Origin of the sequence: Bradyrhizobium sp. 4 (genome assembly GCF_023100905.1) — a bacterium.
Taxonomy (GTDB): domain Bacteria; phylum Pseudomonadota; class Alphaproteobacteria; order Rhizobiales; family Xanthobacteraceae; genus Bradyrhizobium.
The window spans coordinates 4,766,184-4,781,509 of record NZ_CP064686.1; the positions used below are offsets into that span (position 1 = coordinate 4,766,184).

The following is a 15,326-nucleotide window of genomic DNA, read 5'->3' on the forward strand; positions in this document are numbered from 1 at the left end:
TCTTACTTCTTCTTCGCGCGCGTCTGCGCGGCGACGGTCTTGATCCGGGCGATGTCACGGCGGGCCTCGCGCAGACGCGAGGTGTTCTCGAGCTGCCCGGTGGCGCGCTGGAAGCGCAGGTTGAAGCGCTCCTTCTTCAGGTTCAGGATGGCGTCATCCTGCTGATCGGGGCTCAACGCGCGGATGTCTTCGATTTTCATCTGGGCCATGGCCATTACTCCGCAATGCGCTCGACGAAGCGCGTCTTGATCGGCAGCTTGGCTGCCGCCAGGGTCAGCGCTTCACGCGCCGTCTGGGTGTTGACGCCGTCGATCTCGAACAGCACCCGGCCCGGCTTGACGCGCGCGACCCACAATTCCGGCGCGCCCTTGCCGGAGCCCATGCGGACTTCGGCAGGCTTCTTCGACACGGGAACGTCGGGGAATATGCGGATCCAGACGCGGCCGGCGCGCTTCATGTGGCGGGTCAGCGCGCGGCGAGCGGCTTCGATCTGGCGCGCAGTGACGCGCTCAGGCTCGGTCGCCTTCAGACCGAACTGGCCGAAGGCCAACGTCGCGCCCGAAGACGCAACGCCGTGGATACGGCCCTTATGCGCCTTCCGGAACTTCGTTTTCTTAGGTTGCATCATGGCTTCAAGCCCTCAAATTCTCTGTGCTGGCGTCAGGCTGCAGCGTTGTCCCGGCGCTGCCGGCCGCCGCGATCGCCGCCACCAGTCTCACCTTCGGCCATTCTCTTGTCCTGGGCCATCGGATCGTGCTCGAGGATCTCGCCCTTGAAGATCCAGACCTTGACACCGCAGGTGCCGAAGGTCGTGAACGCGGTCGCGACGCCGTAGTCGATGTCTGCGCGCAGCGTGTGCAGCGGCACGCGACCTTCGCGGTACCACTCCATGCGCGCGATTTCCGCGCCGCCCAGACGTCCCGAGCAGTTGATGCGGATGCCTTCCGCGCCGAGACGCATCGCCGACTGCACGGCGCGCTTCATGGCGCGGCGGAACGCCACGCGGCGCTCCAGCTGCTGCGCGATCGACTCGGCCACCAGCGTCGCATCGAGCTCCGGCTTGCGGATTTCGACGATGTTGATGACGACGTCGGACGCGGTGATGTCCGCGACCTTCTTGCGCAGCTTGTCGATGTCGGCACCCTTTTTGCCGATCACCACGCCCGGACGAGCCGAGTGGATGGTGACGCGGCACTTCTTGTGCGGACGCTCGATCACGATGCGGGCGACGGCCGCCTGCTTGAGCTCCTTGTGCAGGATCTCGCGGATCTTGACGTCCTCGTGCAGCAGCTTGCCGTATTCCTGCTTGCCCGCGTACCAGCGGGAATCCCAGGTCCGGTTGATGCCGAGACGCAGACCGATCGGATTGATCTTTTGACCCATCGTGTTCTCCTGCGTCCCTTAAGCCGCTGCTGCGGCTTCGACCTGACGAACGATGATCGTCAGCTGTGAAAATGGTTTGTAGACACGGCCCGAACGGCCACGACCGCGGGCGGCAAAGCGCTTCATCACGAGGCCGTTGCCGACGAAGGCCTGCGCCACGACGAGATCGTCGACGTCGAGGTCGTGGTTGTTCTCGGCGTTGGCAATAGCCGATTCCAGGCACTTCTTCACGTCAACCGCGATCCGCTTGCGCGAAAACTGCAGGTCGGCGAGCGCAGCAGCCGCCTTCCGGCCGCGAATGAGCTGGGCGACCAGGTTGAGCTTCTGCGGGCTCACCCGCAGCATCCGGGCGACCGCCTTGGCCTCGTTCTCGGCGAGGCTCCGTTCGCGCTTAGGTTTGCTCATCGTTTAATCCTCAAGCCTTCTTGGCTTTCTTGTCCCCGGAGTGGCCATGGAAGGTCCGGGTCGGAGAGAACTCGCCGAACTTGTGACCGACCATTTCCTCGTTGACGGCCACCGGCACGTGCTTCTGACCGTTGTAGACGCCGAAAGTCAGACCGACGAACTGCGGCAGGATCGTCGAGCGACGGCTCCAGATCTTGATGACGTCGTGACGGCCGGACGAGCGCGCGGCATCTGCCTTCTTGAGCAGAGAACCCTCGACGAACGGGCCTTTCCAGACTGAACGAACCATGTCCGGCGTTCCTTACTTCTTCCGCTTGTGGCGGCTTAGGAGAATGAATTTGTTGGTCGACTTGTTGGAGCGGGTCTTCTTGCCCTTGGTCGGCTTGCCCCACGGAGTAACCGGGTGGCGGCCGCCCGAGGTACGACCTTCACCACCGCCGTGCGGATGGTCGATCGGGTTCATCGAGACGCCGCGGTTATGCGGCTTGCGGCCCAGCCAACGGTTGCGGCCGGCCTTGCCGATCGACGTGTTCATGTGATCCGGGTTCGACACCGCGCCAATCGTGGCGCGGCAACGGCCATGCACCAGGCGCTGTTCACCCGAGTTCAGGCGGACGATCACGTAGTCCTGGTCGCGACCGACGAGCTGGGCGTAGGTGCCAGCGGAACGGGCGAGCTGGCCGCCCTTCCCGATCTTGACCTCGATGTTGTGGATGATCGTGCCGACCGGCATGTTGCCGAGCGGCATGACATTGCCCGGCTTCACGTCGACGTAGTTGCCGGCGACGACGGAATCACCGACGGCCAGGCGCTGCGGCGCCAGGATATAGGCCTGGGTGCCGTCTTCGTACTTGACCAGCGCGATGAACGCGGTGCGGTTCGGATCATATTCCAACCGCTCGACCGTCGCGGGCGCATCGACCTTGTCGCGCTTGAAATCGACGGTACGCAACGTCCGCTTATGACCGCCGCCGCGGAAGCGCACCGTGATGCGACCGGTGTTGTTGCGGCCGCCAGAGGAGTGCTTGCCTTCGGTGAGCGCCTTGACCGGCTTGCCCTTGTAGAGGGCCGAACGATCGACCATGACCAGCTGGCGCTGGCCCGGCGTCGTGGGATTGAATGTCTTCAGTGCCATCGTCGTACGACCTTACAGACCGGTGGTCACGTCGATCCGGTGACCCTCTTCGAGAGTCACGATCGCGCGCTTGGAGTTCGACTGCGAGCCGAGGTTGCCGCGGAAGATCTTGGTCTTGCCCTTGCGGACCAGCGTGTTGACACTCTTGACCTTGACGTCGAACAGCTTCTCGATCGCTTCCTTGATCTGCGGCTTGGTCGCCTTCGCGGCCACCTTGAACAGCACCTTGTTGTGCTCCGAGGCGATCGTGGCCTTCTCGGTCACGACCGGCGACAGGATCACGTCGTAGTGGCGAGGCTCGATGTTCTTCGTCATTTGAAGCGCGCCTCCAGCGCATCGATGGCGGCCTTGGTCAGAACAAGTTTCCGACGGCGCAGGATGTCATAGACGTTGATGCCCTGGATCGGCAGCACGTCCATGTTCGGGATGTTGCGGGCTGCAGCGGCGAAGCCATTGTTGAGCTCGGCGCCGTCGATGATCAGCGCGTTGGTCAAACCCAGACCGGAGAAATGACCGAGCAGCGCCTTGGTCTTGGCGGCTTCCAGCGCGGCCTTGTCGATCACGATGAGATCGCCGTCCTTGGCCTTGGCCGAGAGCGCATGCTTGAGCGCGAGCGCACGGACCTTCTTCGGCAGGTCGGTGGCGTGCGAACGCACCACCGGACCGAAGGCACGGCCACCGCCGCGGAACTGCGGCACGCGAGCCGAGCCGTGACGAGCACCACCGGTGCCCTTCTGCTTGTACATCTTCTTGCCGGTGCGCCAGATCTCGGCGCGGCCCTTGGCCTTGTGCGTGCCGGCCTGGCGCTTGTTGAGCTGCCACTGCACGCAACGTGCAATGATGTCCTGGCGCGGCTCGAGGCCGAAAATGGTGTCGGAAAGCTGGACCGAGCCGGCTTCCTTACCTTCGAGGGTGGTGACCTTCAATTCCATCTCACGCCTCCTGCGCAGCCGGAGCAGCGTCCGCTTCGCCAGCAACCTTGAACTTGCCGGGCTTCGGAGCTTCCTTAGGCAGCGGCTTCTTGACGGCGTCGCGCACGCGGATCCAGCCGCCCTTGGAACCGGGAACGGCGCCTTCGACGAGGATCAGGCCGCGCTCGACATCGAGCTGAACGACCCGAAGGTTGAGCGTGGTGATGCGATCGACGCCCATGTGACCGGGCATCTTCTTGTTCTTCCAGGTCTTGCCCGGGTCCTGACGGCCACCGGTCGAACCGATCGAACGGTGCGAGACCGAGACGCCGTGGGTGGCGCGCAGACCGCCGAAGTTCCAGCGCTTCATGCCGCCGGCAAAACCCTTACCGACCGAAGTACCGGTGACGTCGACGAACTGACCGACGACAAAGTGGTCGGCCAGGATCTCGGCACCGACGGGGATCATCTGATCCGCGGAGACGCGGAATTCCTCGACCTGCCGCTTCGGCTCGACCTTGGCGACCGCGAACTGGCCGCGCTCCGCCTTGGGCATGTACACGGTCTTGCGGCTGCCAGAACCAAGCTGGAGCGCGACATAACCGTTTTTCTCTTCGGTGCGGTGGCCTACGACCTGGCAATTGCCGAGCTTCAGCACGGTCACGGGGATATGTTCGCCGGCCTCTGTAAAGACCCGCGTCATCCCGACCTTTTGTGCGATCACTCCGGAGCGCATCGGCGTGCTTCCTGTTCTTTCTGTCCGCTAGTGGCGAACGTGATCCAAAAATCTTAGAGCTTGATCTCGACGTCGACACCGGCGGCCAAGTCGAGCTTCATCAAAGCATCGACGGTCTGCGGGGTCGGATCGACGATGTCGAGCAGGCGCTTGTGAGTGCGCATCTCGAACTGCTCGCGGCTCTTCTTGTCCACGTGCGGCGAACGGTTGACGGTGAACTTCTCGATGCGGGTGGGCAGCGGAATGGGTCCGCGAACCTGTGCGCCGGTGCGCTTCGCCGTGTTCACGATCTCGCGGGTCGACGTATCGAGGATACGATGGTCGAATGCCTTGAGACGGATACGAATGTTTTGGCCGTTCATTGCCGTGGTCTTTCTTCAGTGGGGTGGCGAATAGCGAATAGCGAATGTCACATTCGCTATTCGCCGATCCCTATTCTCGTAATTACTCGATGATCGAGGCGACGACGCCGGCGCCGACGGTGCGACCACCTTCGCGGATCGCGAAGCGGAGCTTCTCTTCCATCGCGATCGGCACGATCAGGTGCACTTCCATCGCGATGTTGTCGCCCGGCATCACCATCTCGGTGCCTTCCGGCAGATGCACGACACCGGTCACGTCGGTGGTGCGGAAGTAGAACTGCGGACGGTAGTTGGTGAAGAACGGGGTGTGGCGGCCGCCCTCTTCCTTGGTGAGGATGTAAGCCTCAGCCTTGAACTTGGTGTGCGGCTTGACCGAACCCGGCTTGCACAGCACCTGGCCGCGCTCGACGTCCTCGCGCTTGGTACCGCGAAGCAGCGCACCGATGTTGTCGCCGGCCTGGCCCTGATCGAGCAGCTTGCGGAACATTTCGACGCCAGTGACCGTGGTCTTCTGCGTGGCGCGCAGACCGACGATCTCGATTTCCTCGCCGACCTTGACGATACCGCGCTCGACACGGCCGGTCACGACGGTGCCGCGGCCCGAGATCGAGAACACGTCTTCAACCGGCATCAGGAACGGAAGGTCGACCGGACGCTCCGGCTGCGGAATGTAAGCGTCGACCTGCTTCATCAGCTCGAGGATCGCGTCATGGCCGAGCGTCTTGTCGGAATCTTCGAGGGCGGCGAGCGCCGAGCCCTTGATGATCGGGATGGTGTCGCCCGGGAATTCGTACTTCGAGAGCAGCTCGCGAACCTCGAGCTCGACGAGCTCGAGCAGTTCCGGATCGTCGACCATATCGCACTTGTTGAGGAACACGACGAGCGCGGGAACGCCGACCTGGCGGGCGAGCAGGATGTGCTCGCGGGTCTGCGGCATCGGACCGTCAGCGGCCGACACGACCAGGATCGCACCGTCCATCTGGGCGGCGCCGGTGATCATGTTCTTCACGTAGTCGGCGTGGCCGGGGCAGTCGACATGCGCGTAGTGGCGGTTCTTGGTCTCGTATTCGACGTGCGCCGTCGAGATCGTGATACCGCGCGCCTTCTCTTCCGGCGCCTTGTCGATCTGGTCGTACGCCGTGAACGTCGCGCCGCCGGCTTCGGCGAGGACCTTGGTGATCGCCGCGGTCAGCGACGTCTTGCCATGGTCGACGTGACCGATGGTGCCGATGTTGCAGTGCGGCTTGTTACGTTCAAACTTTGCTTTGGCCATTTGACTCTCCGTTCAATCGTCAGTTCGAGACCGACGACAATCAGGCAAACTTCTTCTGGACTTCTGCCGACACGTTGGCCGGCGCTTCTGCGTAGTGGTCGAACTGCATGGTAAAGGTCGCGCGACCCTGGCTCATCGAGCGCAGGTTATTCACGTAACCGAACATGTTCATGAGCGGCACCATCGCGTTGATGACGTTGGCGTTGCCGCGCATGTCCTGGCCCTGGATCTGACCGCGCCGGGAATTCAGGTCGCCGATGACCGAGCCGGTGTAATCTTCCGGGGTCACCACTTCGACCTTCATGATCGGCTCGAGCAGGACGGACTTGCCCTTCTGCAAGGCTTCGCGGAATGCAGCACGCGATGCGATTTCGAAGGCGAGCGCCGACGAGTCGACGTCGTGATACTTGCCGTCGACGAGCTGAACCTTGACGTCGACTACGGGGAAGCCCGCGACGACACCAGAGCCCATCACGCTGTTGAGGCCCTTTTCGACGCCGGGGATGTATTCCTTCGGAACCGCACCGCCGACGATCTTGGACTCGAACTCGTAACCCTTGCCGGGCTCGTTCGGTTCGACCACGATCGACACTTCCGCGAACTGACCGGTACCGCCGGTCTGCTTCTTGTGGGTGTACTTGACTTCGGCCCTCTTGGTGACGCGCTCACGGAACGCCACCTGCGGCGCGCCGATGTTGGCATCGACCTTGTAGGTGCGGCGGAGAATATCGACCTTGATGTCGAGATGGAGTTCGCCCATTCCCTTGAGGATGGTCTGGCCGGACTCCTGGTCGGTCGACACGCGGAAGGACGGATCCTCCGCAGCGAGCTTCGCCAGCGCCACGCCGAGCTTTTCCTGGTCGGCCTTGGACTTGGGTTCGATCGCGATCTCGATGACCGGCTCGGGGAATTCCATCTTTTCGAGGATCACCGCCTTGTCGGGATCGCACAACGTGTCACCGGTGCGCGCTTCCTTCAGGCCAGCCAGTGCGACGATGTCGCCGGCATAGGCTTCCTTGATGTCTTCGCGGTTGTTCGCATGCATCAGCAACATGCGGCCGATGCGCTCCTTGCGGTCGCGCGTCGAATTGATGACGCCGGTGCCCGACAGCAGCGTGCCGGAATAGATGCGGCAGAAGGTGATGGTGCCGACGAACGGGTCGTCCATGATCTTGAAGGCCAACAGAGCCAGCGGCTCCTTGTCGTCCGGCAGGCGAACGACCTCGTTGCCGTCTTCGTCGACGCCCTTGATGGCGGGCACGTCAACCGGCGACGGCAGATAATCCACGACCGCGTCGAGCAAAGGCTGCACGCCCTTGTTCTTGAACGCCGAGCCGCACAATACCGGGAAGAATGCGCCAGTCAGCACGGCCTTGCGGATCAAGCGCTTCAACGTCGCCTCGTCCGGCTCCTTGCCGTCGAGGTAAGCGGCGAGAACTTCGTCGTCGAGCTCGACGGCGGCTTCCAACAGCTTCTCGCGATATTCCTTGGCCTTCTCGACCATGTCCTCGGGAATATCGATGTCGACGAACTTGGCGTCGAGCTTCTCTTCTTCCCAGACCACGCCCTTCATACGAACGAGATCGACCAGGCCCTTGAAGTTGTTCTCGGAGCCGATCGGAAGCTGGATCGCGATCGGCTTCGCGCCGAGACGATCGACGATATCCTGCATGCACTTGTAGAAGTCGGCGCCGGTCTTATCCATCTTGTTGGCGAAGACGATGCGCGGAACCTTGTACTTGTCGCCCTGGCGCCAGACCGTCTCGGTCTGGGGCTCGACGCCCTGGTTCGAGTCGAGCACGCACACGGCGCCGTCGAGCACGCGCAAGCTGCGCTCGACTTCGATGGTGAAGTCGACGTGGCCGGGAGTGTCGATGATGTTGAGACGCTTGCCTTCCCAGAACGCGGTGGTCGCGGCCGACGTAATCGTAATGCCGCGCTCCTGCTCCTGCTCCATCCAGTCCATCGTCGCGGCACCTTCGTGCACTTCGCCGATCTTGTGGCTCTTGCCGGTGTAATAGAGGATGCGCTCGGTGGTCGTGGTCTTGCCGGCATCGATATGCGCCATGATACCGAAGTTACGGTAGTTCTCTATGGCATGAACGCGGGGCATGGAGTGTTCCTTAGATTCCGTGTGTCGCCGTTACCAGCGATAGTGCGAGAAGGCGCGGTTGGCTTCCGCCATCCGGTGCACGTCTTCGCGCTTCTTGACGGCGTTACCCCGGTTGTTCGACGCGTCCAGGAGCTCCGCAGAGAGCCGCTCGGTCATCGTCTTCTCGTTGCGATCGCGCGCAGCCGAAATCAGCCAGCGAATGCCCAGCGCCTGACGGCGCACCGAGCGAACTTCGACCGGAACCTGATAGGTCGCGCCACCGACGCGGCGGGAGCGCACTTCGATCGTCGGCATGACGTTCTCGAGTGCCTGCTCGAACACGCCGAGCGGGTTCTGCTTGGTCTTGCTTTCGATGAGGCCGAACGCGCCGTAGACGATGCCTTCGGCGACAGACTTCTTTCCGGCGTACATCACCGAATTCATGAACTTCGTGACGATGATGTTCCCGAACTTCGGATCGGGAAGGACTTCGCGCTTTTCGGCAGAATGGCGACGAGACATGGACCTGGTTCCCGCTTACTTCGGACGCTTGGCGCCGTACTTCGAACGGCGCTGCTTACGGTTCTTGACGCCCTGGGTATCCAGAACGCCGCGGAGGATGTGGTAGCGCACGCCGGGCAAGTCCTTGACGCGACCGCCGCGGATCATGACCACCGAGTGCTCCTGGAGGTTATGGCCCTCACCGGGGATGTAGCCGATCACCTCGAAGCCGTTGGTCAGGCGCACCTTGGCAACCTTACGAAGCGCCGAGTTCGGCTTCTTCGGGGTCGTGGTGTAAACGCGCGTGCAAACACCGCGCTTCTGCGGCGACTGCTGCAGTGCCGGCACCTTCTTGCGCGACTTCTGCACTTCCCGCGGTTGAGCGATCAGCTGGTTGATCGTCGGCATCCTGGCATTACCCTTTGTGTTCTGCCGCGGCCCGTCACCGGGTCCGCAAATTCTTTCGAGCTACCCGCCCGACGAGGCCGCCTTGCGCGGAACAATCCGCACAAAGCGAAATCGCGCCAACCACCCATCAACGGGCGGAAAGCGCTTCGACGCCACAGAGGACCGCAGTAGTTGAACCGGCCAGCTTGAAGCTGCGGCCCGCGCACCGAGGTCATGCATCCGAATTCGATCTCGAGAGAACATGCTCAAGAGAACTAAAATCGCACTGGCATTGCCTAGCTATGATCGACAGCGTTTGAGCGGCATTCGTCGAGGTTGGTGCCTGTCTTGGCGATCCCAGGGGATCAAACAGGTGGCCCGTTCCGACGTTGGCGATGCTCACCGCCTGTCGTTAAGTGAGGGGGTTCTATAAGTGGGAGTCGGTCAAGTCAAGGCGAAACGTCAGTCAGAAGCGCTTCCCGCGCCTGCTGAAATCGCTTCACGGGCCGCTCGCTGCACGTTCGCGAGATGGAAACGAAGAGCGCGTTCCGCCACCTCGAAACCAATTTATACCCGGGTTAAATATACTTTTGTAACCTTTGGCTAAGGCTTTCTTTCCGGTTGGAGCGCCAATGTGCCGCCTTGGGCAGAGATTAGCACCATGCGGTACACCGACATTGCCATTATCGGCGGGGGATTGTCCGGCTCAACCGCCGCCGCGATGCTCGGCCGTAGCGGCATTTCGACCATTCTGATCGATCCGCATGAGAGCTATTCGGCGGACTTTCGTGTCGAAAAACTCAGCGGTCACGTGCAGGTCGGGCGATTCCTGCAGACGGGAATCGCCGAATCGGTGCTGCGCCGCGCGACCTTTGTGGGTGAGAACTGGATCGCCCGCTTCGGCCACCTTCTCGACAAGGCGCCAAGCCGGCAGTTCAACATCCTCTACGATTCCCTCGTCAACGCTGTTCGCGACGAAATTCCTGCCGGCGTCGAGCGCATCTGCGCCAAGGCCATCTTGGTCGAGACAAGCGCGGAGCGGCAGAGGGTCACCCTCTCCAACGACGAGATGATCTCCGCCCGGTTGGTCGTGCTCGCCAACGGCCTCAATGTCGGCCTGCGCCACCAGCTGGGAATCGCCCGAAAGATCGTCAGTGCCTGCCATTCGATTTCGATCGGGTTCGACGTGGTGCCCGCGGGACGGGACTCCTTCGACTTCCCGGCGTTGACCTATTTCTCGGAACGGCCGAGCGACCGCATCCCCTACCTCACGCTTTTCCCGATCGAGACGCGGATGCGCGCCAATCTGTTCGTCTACCGCAGCTTCGACGATCCCTGGCTGCTTGAGCTGCGCCGCGCGCCCGCCGAGACGCTGAACGCCGCGCTGCCACGACTCAAGCGCATCACCGGACCATTCGACATTCCCGGTGAACTGAAAATCCGCCCGGTCGATCTCTATGTGAACGATGCCAGCGGCCTACCCGGCCTCGTGCTGGTGGGCGATGCCTTCTCGACCTCCTGCCCTGCCGCCGGCACCGGCTGCGACAAGGTCTTCACCGACGTCGAGCGGCTCTGCAACCTCTACATCCCGCGATGGCTGGCCTCCGACGGGATGGATACAAGCAAGATCGCCACCTTCTACGCAGATCCGGTCAAGCGGGCGTGCGACGATTGGTCGGCGGCGAAGGCCTTCGACTTCCGCTCAGTCTCGATTGCGACGAGCCCCTATTGGACGGCGCAGCGCTGGGCACGCTTCATTGCCTGGTCGGTTCAGGGGCTATTGCGGCCGCTTGGAGGAGCCTTCGATCTGGAGCCGAACTTCCTCGGTCACTCCTCCTCATCGTCCTCGTCGAGATCGTCTTCATCCTCGTCGTCATCGTCGCTGTCCTCGTCGACGTGAGCCGGCGCGCCATGAGGTTGGTGGATCTGGTCGTTCCACAGCTTGCGATAGGTGCCGTTCCTGGCGAGCAGTTCCGCATGCGAGCCGCGCTCGATCGCCCTGCCTCCTGAAATCACGATGATCTCGTCCATCTCGACCACCGAGGTCAGGCGGTGGGTCGACCAGATCATGGTGCGGCCCTTGGCAACCTTCAGCAGCGTGCGGTTGATCGCAGCTTCCGTGGTCTGGTCGAGCGCCGACGTGGCTTCGTCCAGCAGTAGCACGGAAGGATTACGGATGACCGCGCGCGCGATCGCGATGCGCTGGCGCTGGCCGCCCGACAAGGTATCGCCGCGCTCGCCCACCGGCGTATCGTATCGCTGCGGCAGGCTCATGATGTAGCGGTGGATCTCGGCCTTCTTGGCCGCCTCCTCCACTTCCTCGTCGGTCGCGCCCTCCTTGCCGAGCCGGATGTTCTCTCGGATCGACATGTTGAACAGCATGTTCTCCTGGAACACCACCGCCATGCTCCGGCGCAGCGAATCCAGCGTCACCTTGCGGACGTCGACGCCGTCGATGGTGACGCGCCCCTCGTCAGGCACATAGAGCCGCAGGATCAGATTCAGCAGCGTGCTCTTGCCGGAGCCCGAGGGACCGACGATGGCAATGCGCTTGCCGACACTGAGCTTGAGACTGAGATTGTCCAGCACCGGCGTCTGGCTGCCTTCGTACTGGAAGGTCACGTGGTCGAAGGTGATGTCGTTGGTGATGCGCGGCAGATCGGGCGCGCCGGCACGATCGGCGCTGCGCGTGGGCTCGTCGAGCAGCTCCTGCATGTGACGAATCGCGGCTGCCGAGGAGATCGACACGGGGATGAAATGCATCACATGGGCGATGTTGTAGGACACCTCCCAGAACGCACTCTCGAAGGTGACGAAGGTGCCGATGGTGATCTGCCCCTTGGTCGCCAGATATGCGCCGATCGCGAGCACGACGAGATGCAGGAGCAGCACCGAGATGGTGACCGTCCGCTCCACCATGGTCGACAGGAACGCCGCCGAGGCCATCTTGTTTCGCGTCTCGTCGTTGCGGAATTTGAAGAACCCGAACATCCGGCGTTGCAGGCTGAACGCCTTGATCACGGCCTGCGCCGCCACGTTCTCCTGCACCATGCCGAGCAGCGCGGACTCATTGAGCTTCTGCTCGTAATTCGCCTGAACAGCCTTCGGTGTGAGCATGCGGGGACCGATCAGCGTGATCGGGAACACCAGCAGCGCAACCGCCGCGAGCTGCCAGTTCAGGAACACCATCAGGATGATGCCCGCGATCAATTCCAGGAACGGCAACGCCGCGCTGTTGGCGAAGGTCTTGACCGAGCCCTCGAAGGCCGCGAGGTCGACGGAGAAGCGCGACAGGATCTCGCCGCGCTTGGTGCGACCGAAATAGGCCGCCGGCAGGTCCTGGACGTGCTCGAACAGCCGTTTGCGGACGTCGGAGATGATGCACGCCGCGAGCCTCGCATCCCAGCGCTCGTACCAGACCGCGACGATCGAGGTGAAGATGCCCGCGACCGCGAGCACGCCGAGGATCTTGTACAGCGCCTGGAAATCCTCCTCGCCGAGCGCGTCGTCGATCAGGTACTTCAGGCTGAGCGGCATGATGACGTTGAAGAGCGTCTCGACGAAGACGCCGAACGCCACGAACGACAGCATCTGCTTGTAGTTGACCAGGAACGGCTTGACGAAGCCCAGGATGGTCGCGAGCGCGCCGGCGGCCTCGCGCGCGGTAAAGACGACGAGGTCCTCGTCCTCATCATCGTCATCGAGCTCCAGTCCGTCATCCTCCTCGTCCTCATCGTCCTCGTCGTCTTCGAGGTCCGGCTTGGCGGTAGGGACGAGCTTCTCGTCGAGCTCGGCCGCCTCTTCCGCGGCGAGCTTCTGTTTGTCGGGCGGGAGGGGCTTGGACGCCATGAAACCAACCGATGCTGACGGCCGGCATGACCGCGGAGAAAGCAGGAAATAGCGGAAACCGCTATTGCATCGATTCTATGCGATCAGGATGAATTCGGCAAAACAATTGGCGAAGGCGCCCGTTCAGGCGGCTAGTCGTCTTCCTCGTCCTCGACCTTGTCGAAAAAGGAATAGCGCAGGGAATCGGCGTCGGCGTACCACTGGCCCGGCCCCTTGTTGGCGGCGAGCGTCGTCTCCCAGAGCGCGTCCGTGCAGTCCTTACGGTGCATCGACAGCTCGAAGCCGTTGCCGAAGAACAGTTCGGACCATTCCCACCAGGTGCCGAGCTTCTTGACCCCACGCAGGAGGTCGTAGCGGTCGATCAGTGCCGGCGCCATGTCCGAGGTGACCGAGCCGAACACGAGCCCGGTCTTGACCACACGGTTCAACTCCCTGATCGCACGGACCACCTGTCTTGGGGAAATGTGGCAGAGGCTGGTCTCGAACACGAAGTCGAACGCACCGTCCTTGAATGGCATGTCGGTGATCGAACCGAGCTTGTTGTACTTCTTCAGCGCCTTCGGCGTTCTGGCGTGAATGGTGCGGTTGTTCTCGATGCCCCAGGCATCGATGCCGCGATCGCGCAACGCGCCGACAAGCTCGCCGCTGGCCGAGCCCGCGATCAAGAGCTTCGTGCCTTTGGCCTTGCCCCAGACAATGCCGATCAGTTTTGTGAGATAGTCGGGATCGGTGAAGTGTTGCCACGCTTCGCTGTAGGGACCCTGGCCGCGGTAATTGTCGAAATAGTCGCGATCGATCTTGTTCGAGAGCGGCTTGTCGTCCTGCGAACGCTCGCGGCGCAGGCGCATCATTTCGGTCAAGATGATGTCGGTCGCCGCGTCCGAGGAATCGAGCAGGCCGTTCAGCGTCGAGTCGAACAGATAGTCGCCGACCACCACGATTCCGGGATGTTCCTTCGGCTCCGGCCGGTGATTGGTCATGACATCGCGCACGGGCAAGCCGCCCGGAATCGCGTTCACCGACGACAGCCAGCGGTGGATCTTGCCTTCCATGAAATGGGCGCGCGCATCGCCGAGCGATGCCGGCAGCGATTTCAGCGCGGCATCGATCAGCTCCTGGTCGGAGAGATTCGCAAAGGCCAGCGCGTCGGAGCCCGGAATCAGCCAGTTCAGTACGCCGTGCTTGCCCACATCATGGCGCGCGCCCTCGTTGTAGACGCAGCAACCGCCAAAGGCTTCCGACATGAACCAGGCGCCGGCGATCTTGTCGCCCCAGAACGGCCTGTCGAACAGGATCGAGACGCGCAAATAGTGCGCGGGACGGTCGAAGTACGAGACGTGCTTGACCATCGACTTGCGGAGCTGTTCGCCCTCCCAGCCGACGGTCCCGAGCCAGGAATGCGGCAAGCAGACCAGCACAAGGTCGAAGTCGCGCGTCTCCGGCCCCTTACCGTTCATCATCTTGAGCTGATAGCGGCCGGTCGGCGCCTTGCCGACCGTGAGGACGCGGTGATTGAGCTGGATGTCGGCATTGACCTCGGACTGGAGGCACTCGATGAGCTGCTCGTTGCCGTTCTGGATGGAATAGAGGCCGATATAGCCGTCGACATCCATCAGGTAGTTCTTGAGCGCGTTGAGCCCGTTGGTGTTGTGGCTCTCGGTCGCGAGGTCCGAGCGCGCCATCACCTTGAAGAATCGCTTTGCGGTCTCGTCCTCGACCTCCTCGTCGAGCACCTGTTCGGCGGTCTTGTAGGCCCAGGGGTTCTCGTTGTCGTGCGCGCCGACGCCCTCGTAATACTCGATCGGCGTCATCGTCTCGGCGCAGCGCTTACGGAACGCCTCGATCGCGGCCGCGGTCTTGGCGCCGTATTTACGGCGCATGCCAGCGACGTCGTTGAGGAGCTCGCCGCCGAACTGCACCTGCTCGGCATCCATCGGAATGGTCTGCAGGCCGAAATGCTGGATCAACTCGCGCAACGGATCCGGCCCGGTCATCGAGTAGTCGTAGATCTCGGCAACGCCGGCCTCGTACATCGCGGGCGCGGAATCGAATTTGCGCGTGACGATCTTGCCTCCGAGCCGGTCGGATGCCTCGTAGATGGTGACACGGCAGAGATCGCCGAGCTTGCGCTTCAAATACCAAGCGCTCATCAGGCCGCCGGGGCCGCCGCCTACGATTGCGAGATCAAGCATGAGAATTCCGTGGTCTCCGGCCCGCCCCCTTCACGGGACCACCGGTCTAAGCTCTCCTAGCAGAAGCGCTTTTGCGCCTGAAGGAAAGATGAACAAAGGT

At 62.5% G+C, this 15,326-nt stretch carries 17 protein-coding genes; 1 reads left to right on the top strand and 16 read right to left on the bottom strand.

Translation table 11 applies throughout. From position 1 onward, the window contains the following. Positions 1-2: 2 nt before the first annotated feature. The 14 genes from rpmC to rpsL form a co-directional block, all read right to left on the bottom strand. A complete protein-coding gene (rpmC, locus tag IVB45_RS22595) occupies positions 3-209 on the bottom strand; it encodes a 50S ribosomal protein L29 (RefSeq protein ID WP_007603026.1) in 207 nt (68 codons plus the stop codon). A 5-nt stretch (positions 210-214) separates the two neighbouring features. After that, entirely contained in the window at positions 215-628 is a 414-nt protein-coding gene (rplP, locus tag IVB45_RS22600; RefSeq protein ID WP_007603024.1) for a 50S ribosomal protein L16, read from the bottom strand. Between the two features lie 32 nt (positions 629-660). Next, entirely contained in the window at positions 661-1,383 is a 723-nt protein-coding gene (gene rpsC, locus IVB45_RS22605) for a 30S ribosomal protein S3 (protein WP_247361921.1), read from the bottom strand. 18 nt (positions 1,384-1,401) lie between these two features. Continuing rightward, the gene (gene rplV, locus IVB45_RS22610; protein WP_007603022.1) at positions 1,402-1,788 is read right to left on the bottom strand and encodes a 50S ribosomal protein L22; all 387 of its coding nucleotides are present in this window, start codon (positions 1,786-1,788) and stop codon (positions 1,402-1,404) included. A gap of 10 nt (positions 1,789-1,798) precedes the next feature. Then, positions 1,799-2,077 carry a 30S ribosomal protein S19 gene (gene rpsS, locus IVB45_RS22615; protein ID WP_007603021.1) on the bottom strand — a complete coding sequence of 93 codons (279 nt, stop codon included), beginning with the start codon at positions 2,075-2,077 and terminating at the stop codon, positions 1,799-1,801. 12 nt (positions 2,078-2,089) lie between these two features. Continuing rightward, on the bottom strand, positions 2,090-2,923 hold the full coding sequence (gene rplB / locus IVB45_RS22620) for a 50S ribosomal protein L2 (RefSeq protein ID WP_007603020.1): 834 nt from the start codon (positions 2,921-2,923) through the stop codon (positions 2,090-2,092). 12 nt (positions 2,924-2,935) lie between these two features. After that, the gene (locus tag IVB45_RS22625; RefSeq protein WP_007603019.1) at positions 2,936-3,238 is read right to left on the bottom strand and encodes a 50S ribosomal protein L23; all 303 of its coding nucleotides are present in this window, start codon (positions 3,236-3,238) and stop codon (positions 2,936-2,938) included. After that, entirely contained in the window at positions 3,235-3,855 is a 621-nt protein-coding gene (gene rplD, locus IVB45_RS22630; RefSeq protein WP_007603018.1) for a 50S ribosomal protein L4, read from the bottom strand. Before rplD ends, IVB45_RS22625 begins: the two co-directional genes overlap by 4 nt. Position 3,856: 1 nt before the next feature. After that, the gene (gene rplC / locus IVB45_RS22635) at positions 3,857-4,570 is read right to left on the bottom strand and encodes a 50S ribosomal protein L3 (protein WP_007603016.1); all 714 of its coding nucleotides are present in this window, start codon (positions 4,568-4,570) and stop codon (positions 3,857-3,859) included. A 53-nt stretch (positions 4,571-4,623) separates the two neighbouring features. Further along, a complete protein-coding gene (rpsJ, locus tag IVB45_RS22640) occupies positions 4,624-4,932 on the bottom strand; it encodes a 30S ribosomal protein S10 (protein ID WP_002712302.1) in 309 nt (102 codons plus the stop codon). Positions 4,933-5,014: 82 nt separating this feature from the next. Continuing rightward, on the bottom strand, positions 5,015-6,205 hold the full coding sequence (gene tuf / locus IVB45_RS22645) for an elongation factor Tu (RefSeq protein WP_018456453.1): 1,191 nt from the start codon (positions 6,203-6,205) through the stop codon (positions 5,015-5,017). Positions 6,206-6,245: 40 nt separating this feature from the next. Next, entirely contained in the window at positions 6,246-8,318 is a 2,073-nt protein-coding gene (fusA, locus tag IVB45_RS22650) for an elongation factor G (RefSeq protein ID WP_027518591.1), read from the bottom strand. Positions 8,319-8,348: 30 nt separating this feature from the next. After that, entirely contained in the window at positions 8,349-8,819 is a 471-nt protein-coding gene (gene rpsG, locus IVB45_RS22655) for a 30S ribosomal protein S7 (RefSeq protein ID WP_007603009.1), read from the bottom strand. A gap of 15 nt (positions 8,820-8,834) precedes the next feature. Further along, positions 8,835-9,206, bottom strand: coding sequence for a 30S ribosomal protein S12 (gene rpsL, locus IVB45_RS22660; protein WP_007603006.1), 372 nt, complete (start codon positions 9,204-9,206; stop codon positions 8,835-8,837). 640 nt (positions 9,207-9,846) lie between these two features. Between rpsL and IVB45_RS22665 the strand changes: the two genes are divergently transcribed. After that, positions 9,847-11,085: an NAD(P)/FAD-dependent oxidoreductase gene (locus IVB45_RS22665; RefSeq protein ID WP_247361924.1), complete on the top strand. Its 1,239-nt coding sequence runs from the start codon at positions 9,847-9,849 to the stop codon at positions 11,083-11,085. Here IVB45_RS22665 and IVB45_RS22670 read toward each other — a convergent pair. Beyond that, positions 11,013-13,034 carry an ABC transporter ATP-binding protein gene (locus IVB45_RS22670; RefSeq protein ID WP_027567492.1) on the bottom strand — a complete coding sequence of 674 codons (2,022 nt, stop codon included), beginning with the start codon at positions 13,032-13,034 and terminating at the stop codon, positions 11,013-11,015. The two genes, IVB45_RS22665 and IVB45_RS22670, sit on opposite strands and share 73 nt — an antisense overlap. 131 nt (positions 13,035-13,165) lie before the next feature. Then, entirely contained in the window at positions 13,166-15,226 is a 2,061-nt protein-coding gene (locus IVB45_RS22675; protein ID WP_247361927.1) for an FAD-dependent oxidoreductase, read from the bottom strand. Positions 15,227-15,326: the final 100 nt, after the last annotated feature.

Excerpts from the sequence above, each read along its gene's own strand:
- rpsL (WP_007603006.1), bottom strand. The coding sequence starts at position 9,206 with ATGCCGACGATCAACCAGCTGATCGCTCAACCGCGGGAAGTGCAGAAG.
- rpmC (WP_007603026.1), bottom strand. The coding sequence starts at position 209 with ATGGCCCAGATGAAAATCGAAGACATCCGCGCGTTGAGCCCCGATCAG.
- rplC (WP_007603016.1), bottom strand. The coding sequence starts at position 4,570 with ATGCGCTCCGGAGTGATCGCACAAAAGGTCGGGATGACGCGGGTCTTT.
- fusA (WP_027518591.1), bottom strand. The coding sequence starts at position 8,318 with ATGCCCCGCGTTCATGCCATAGAGAACTACCGTAACTTCGGTATCATG.
- rplP (WP_007603024.1), bottom strand. The coding sequence starts at position 628 with ATGATGCAACCTAAGAAAACGAAGTTCCGGAAGGCGCATAAGGGCCGT.
- rpsS (WP_007603021.1), bottom strand. The coding sequence starts at position 2,077 with ATGGTTCGTTCAGTCTGGAAAGGCCCGTTCGTCGAGGGTTCTCTGCTC.
- rplB (WP_007603020.1), bottom strand. The coding sequence starts at position 2,923 with ATGGCACTGAAGACATTCAATCCCACGACGCCGGGCCAGCGCCAGCTG.
- rplV (WP_007603022.1), bottom strand. The coding sequence starts at position 1,788 with ATGAGCAAACCTAAGCGCGAACGGAGCCTCGCCGAGAACGAGGCCAAG.
- tuf (WP_018456453.1), bottom strand. The coding sequence starts at position 6,205 with ATGGCCAAAGCAAAGTTTGAACGTAACAAGCCGCACTGCAACATCGGC.
- rpsC (WP_247361921.1), bottom strand. The coding sequence starts at position 1,383 with ATGGGTCAAAAGATCAATCCGATCGGTCTGCGTCTCGGCATCAACCGG.
- IVB45_RS22670 (WP_027567492.1), bottom strand. The coding sequence starts at position 13,034 with ATGGCGTCCAAGCCCCTCCCGCCCGACAAACAGAAGCTCGCCGCGGAA.
- IVB45_RS22625 (WP_007603019.1), bottom strand. The coding sequence starts at position 3,238 with ATGACGAAGAACATCGAGCCTCGCCACTACGACGTGATCCTGTCGCCG.
- rpsJ (WP_002712302.1), bottom strand. The coding sequence starts at position 4,932 with ATGAACGGCCAAAACATTCGTATCCGTCTCAAGGCATTCGACCATCGT.
- IVB45_RS22665 (WP_247361924.1), top strand. The coding sequence starts at position 9,847 with ATGCGGTACACCGACATTGCCATTATCGGCGGGGGATTGTCCGGCTCA.
- rpsG (WP_007603009.1), bottom strand. The coding sequence starts at position 8,819 with ATGTCTCGTCGCCATTCTGCCGAAAAGCGCGAAGTCCTTCCCGATCCG.
- IVB45_RS22675 (WP_247361927.1), bottom strand. The coding sequence starts at position 15,226 with ATGCTTGATCTCGCAATCGTAGGCGGCGGCCCCGGCGGCCTGATGAGC.
- rplD (WP_007603018.1), bottom strand. The coding sequence starts at position 3,855 with ATGGAATTGAAGGTCACCACCCTCGAAGGTAAGGAAGCCGGCTCGGTC.